Source organism: Oleiphilus sp. HI0123, from assembly GCF_001635315.1.
In genome coordinates, this window is sequence record NZ_LWGE01001449.1 from 1 (window position 1) to 4,446 (window position 4,446).

Genomic DNA, 4,446 nt, shown 5'->3' on the forward strand with positions numbered 1-4,446 from the left:
TATCCTGATGCATGACTTAGCTAAGTTAGCCATGCGAGGACCTTGGCAAGCAGCAGTTTTGGCAAGCGTTAGCGTAATGATACCAATGATGTTTTGGTTCGGCGCGGCGATTGTTGGGTTGGTTACCTTGCGAAAGGGCTTGAGTCAGGGTCTTAATGTTTTTATCTGGGCAACTATTCCTGCTTTGGCATGGTGGTCTGGAATGCAAGATCCCGGAGCGCTGGTGGTTCTAATATCGGTTCTGCTTATGGCAGCGATATTAAGATCAACCGTCTCCTGGCAAGCCACTCTGGCTGCCGGAGGAGTAATTAGCCTGCTTACAGGCATTGTTGCTCCTTATCTTATGCCAGAGTTGATTGAAACCCTAATGGGGTTGGCTGAAGAGTTCTTTAAGCAGCTCGCAGAAGAGTCGCAGCAAGAATACGATGCTAATTTACAAGAAGGTTTCAAATTGCTACTGGTAGCAAGCTTTGCTTCATCCTTTTTCGGGATGGCTGTTATATCGCTGTTTTTAGCGCGATCCTGGCAGGCAAGCTTGTATAACCCGGGTGGTTGGCGAGAGGAGTTTCACCAGATACGCTTAACTGCGCGTATGGTGATGGGCCTGGTTTTGTTGATTGTGATCTTACCTGTGCTGGGCGTGAGTCCTGCCTTGGTTATCGCAGTCGCTGTGGTTCCGATTATGGTTTGCGGTTTTGCCTTGGTGCATGCCGTGATAGCGAAGCGAAAGCTTGGCGGGCAGTGGTTAATTGGCATTTATTTCTCGGCCATATTGCTGTTTCCAACTGTATTGATGCTGATAGCTTTGTTAGCCTTACTAGATAGTTTGGTCGACTTTAGAGCTAGAATGCAGGCGCCAGAATAGTAAAAGCATGAAACGCTGATTAGTTACATGAAACTAATTTGAGAAATCTAGAAAATAGAGGATCACGAGATGGAAGTTATTCTACTCGAGAAAGTTGGAAAATTAGGTGGTTTGGGTGACAAGGTAACTGTTAAGGCAGGTTACGGTCGCAATTTCCTATTACCATACGGTAAAGCTGTAGCGGCAAATGAAGCAAATGTTGCTGAGTTTGAAGCACGTCGTGCTGAGCTTGAAAAAGCTGCTGCTGAGAAGCTTGCTGCTGCTGAAGCGCGTGCTGAGCAATTGAATGAGAAAGAAGTAACTATCGTTTCCAAAGCGGGTGACGAAGGTAAGTTATTCGGTTCAATTGGTGTTCGCGATGTTGCGGATGCAGTAACGGCTGCTGGCGTTGAAGTTGCTAAATCAGAAGTTCGTCTTCCTGAAGGTGCGATTCGTAACGTTGGTGAGTTTGATGTTGCGATTCAATTGCACAGTGAAGTAACAGCGATCATTAAATTGATCATTGTTGCGGAATAAGCTTCTGAAATAAGTAGTCAGATAGCTTTGACTAAACATGGTAAGAAACGTTGCCATGGTAGAGTGATTTGAAAATATAAATTACTCTCTGATACGGCCCGAATATATATTATATTTCGGGCCGTATTCATTTATGCTCTACAAAACTAAGCATTGCACTTTTATGATCTATCAGAGGTGAGAGTCTTGTCAGTACTTGATCAGGATACACAGAAACTAAAAATACCTCCCCACTCAATCGAAGCGGAACAGTCAATACTGGGTGGCTTGATGCTGGACAACAGTAAGTGGGATGTAGTCGGTGACAAAGTCCTGGAAGAGGATTTCTATCGTCAAGATCATCGTTTGGTTTATCGAGTAATTGCTAAGTTAGCGACGGGTGGTAATGCTCTAGATGTAGTGACGGTTGCTGAAGAGCTTGAACAAATGGGCGAGCTCGAAAATGCTGGCGGTATGGTTTATCTGGGGCAGCTCGTCGAGCGCACGCCAAGCGCTTCTAACGTTAGGGCCTATGCAGAAATCGTTCATGAGCGAGCAGTACTTAGACGATTAATAAGTGCCTCGGGAGAAATTACAGACAGTGCTTTTAACCCCCAGGGGCGGACAACCTCAGAGCTTCTAGATGAGGCTGAAAGGAAGGTTTTCCAGATCGCTGAGAATAGTGGTGGGAAAGACAGTGAAGGGCCTCAATCAGTAAACCCTATCCTAACCAAGACGCTAGAACGTATTGATGAGCTGTTTAATGCCTCGGGTGGTATTACCGGTGTCACGACGGGTTTTAGAGACCTGGATGAGATGACCTCCGGTCTTCAGCCTTCGGACCTGGTTATCGTTGCGGCTCGACCTTCGATGGGGAAAACGGCCTTTGCAATGAACCTGGTTGAGGCCGCCTTAATTAAAGCAGAGAAGCCTGTATTAGTATTTAGTATGGAAATGCCGGCTGACTCAATACTAATGCGTGTTATCTCCTCATTAGGGCAGATTAACCAAACCAGAGTACGTTCCGGTAAGCTGGAAGAGGATGATTGGCCACGCTTGACCTCTGCGGTGAGCATGCTCAAAGACAAGCCCCTCTTTATTGATGATACGGCAGGTTTGAGCCCGACGGAGGTTCGATCTAGAACTCGGCGTGTCGCGCGAGAAATTAAGCAGGATATAGGTCTCATCATGATCGACTACCTTCAGCTGATGCAGGTTCCTGGCATGACGGAAGGTAGAACAGCAGAGATTTCTGAGATATCGCGATCTTTAAAAGCTTTGGCGAAGGAAATGAACTGTCCGGTGGTAGCCTTGTCTCAGTTAAACCGTGGCTTGGAGTCTAGGCCGGATAAGCGCCCTATGAACTCAGACTTGCGTGAGTCAGGAGCAATCGAGCAGGATGCCGATGTTATTATGTTTATCTACCGTGACGATTATTATAACGAGGATAGCCCTGATAAAGGTATGGCCGAGATAATCATTGGTAAGCAGCGTAACGGGCCGATTGGTAAATGTAAATTATCATTCCAGGGGCAATATACTAAATTTAATGATTTGTCTCACGCTGATTATGGAAACGAGTTTTGATCGAAAAGCTTAGGCGGGCAGAAGGTGTTAATTTGTGTCTTGAGGGTGAGGGCTTTTCAGGCGGTCGTCCATTATATCTTGAAGTAGACGGGCAGGCTTTTCGTCATAATATAAAGCGTGCAGCAGAAATATCGAAGGCTACTTCTTTAATGGTGGTGCTTAAAGCCAATGCCTACGGTCATGGTCTGATCGAGATGGCAAGGCTTGCTGGCCAGCATGACTTGGCAGTGGCAATTCCCGAAGAAATGCGCCAATTGCGTGAGGCTCAGCTCGCTAATCGAATATGGGTACTTGAAGGACCTTTTGCTAAGGCCTGTATCGAGGATACAAGCAATGTGATTTGGGTGGTCCATAGCTTATGGCAGTTGGCGCTGTTTGAAAATCAAACTCAGGCTTCTGAGTATAAAGTTTGCTTAAAGCTTGATACCGGAATGAATCGCCTGGGTATGAATAGCGAGGACTTTGCACTTGCATTGAAGCGAATTGAGTCAAATCAGTACCTCTCGCTCTATGCTTGTATGACGCACTTCTCAGCAAGTGATTTGCCAGGGGGGGAGCAGGTAGATCAGCAGCTTCAGCGCTTTAATTCTGTTATACAAGATATTGAGTCGGATGAGCTCTTACTGAGCACGGCTAACTCCGGTGGTATTCTATATTATCCTCATAGCCATAAAGATATTGTTCGACCTGGTATTATCTTATATGGCGCAATGCCGTCACCAGAGAAGCAAGACCAGAATTTTGATTTAAAGCCGGTGATGAAATTAAAGTCTGCAATCATGGCTGTTAGAGAGCTTTCTATCGGAGAGCGTGTTGGCTATGGCGGCCGCTGGCGAGCATCTCGTGAATCACGAATTGCAACAGTCGCTTGCGGTTATGGTGATGGTTATCCCCGACATGCACCAGATGGAACGCCGGTAGCGGTTTTTGATTCCGCGTCACAATCCTTTGTTCGAGCCCCGCTTGTAGGGCGGGTATCGATGGATATGTTGGCAATTGATATAACGGATATTCCTTCTTGTGGTCTTGGCAGTCCTGTTGAGCTGTGGGGGGATTATATTAAGGCGGACGAGCTTGCATCTTTGGCTGGTACGATTGCCTACGAGTTATTTTGTAGTATTACTACTCGTGTTCCAAGGCTGTTGAGTGGCGAATAGAGTATTCGCCACTGGGCCTTTTTAAGGTGCTTCTTCGAGGAGTTCTTCGCTCTCTGATGGTTCTTCAGAAGTATCGTCATACATAAACTTCATGTCGCCAAAAGAGCCTGTCGGGTTGATGAAAGAAAGGCTGCTCGGAAAGAAGTAGGTCTTGACCGGTGCGTCATGTTCATAGCTATCTTTAACTTTCACCTCACCATGAAATTGGCTCTTTATGTCAATATCGATAACCTCTGCGATGTTGCCAGGCAAAGTCCCTATTAGAGCGCCATGCCCCAAGTCATGATCTTGATTATACTGATAGATATTAGGGTTAATGAGAGCGGGAATAGTTTTCTCTCC

General features: G+C 46.2%; 5 protein-coding genes. 4 read left to right on the top strand and 1 reads right to left on the bottom strand.

Going from position 1 to position 4,446, the window contains the following annotated elements; genetic code table 11:
- From A3761_RS27930 to alr, 4 genes are all read left to right on the top strand, one after another.
- A partial coding sequence (locus A3761_RS27930) for a hypothetical protein (RefSeq protein WP_082870298.1) occupies window positions 1-865 on the top strand: 865 nt, incomplete at its 5' end.
- 69 nt (window positions 866-934) lie between these two features.
- Window positions 935-1,381 carry a 50S ribosomal protein L9 gene (rplI, locus tag A3761_RS18810; protein ID WP_068511437.1) on the top strand — a complete coding sequence of 149 codons (447 nt, stop codon included), beginning with the start codon at window positions 935-937 and terminating at the stop codon, window positions 1,379-1,381.
- Window positions 1,382-1,567: 186 nt separating this feature from the next.
- Window positions 1,568-2,947 (top strand): replicative DNA helicase, encoded by a 1,380-nt coding sequence (dnaB, locus tag A3761_RS18815; protein WP_197469892.1) that lies wholly within the window; start codon window positions 1,568-1,570, stop codon window positions 2,945-2,947.
- Window positions 2,944-4,104 carry an alanine racemase gene (alr, locus tag A3761_RS18820; protein ID WP_082865236.1) on the top strand — a complete coding sequence of 387 codons (1,161 nt, stop codon included), beginning with the start codon at window positions 2,944-2,946 and terminating at the stop codon, window positions 4,102-4,104. The genes dnaB and alr overlap by 4 nt, the downstream gene beginning before the upstream one ends.
- A 21-nt stretch (window positions 4,105-4,125) precedes the next feature.
- Here the strand turns inward: alr and A3761_RS27935 are convergent.
- On the bottom strand, window positions 4,126-4,446 hold a 321-nt coding region (locus A3761_RS27935), incomplete at its 5' end, for a hypothetical protein (protein ID WP_197473118.1).

Bases quoted from the DNA above. Each gene is read 5' to 3' on its own strand.
- rplI (WP_068511437.1), top strand. From the start codon at position 935: ATGGAAGTTATTCTACTCGAGAAAGTTGGAAAATTAGGTGGTTTGGGT.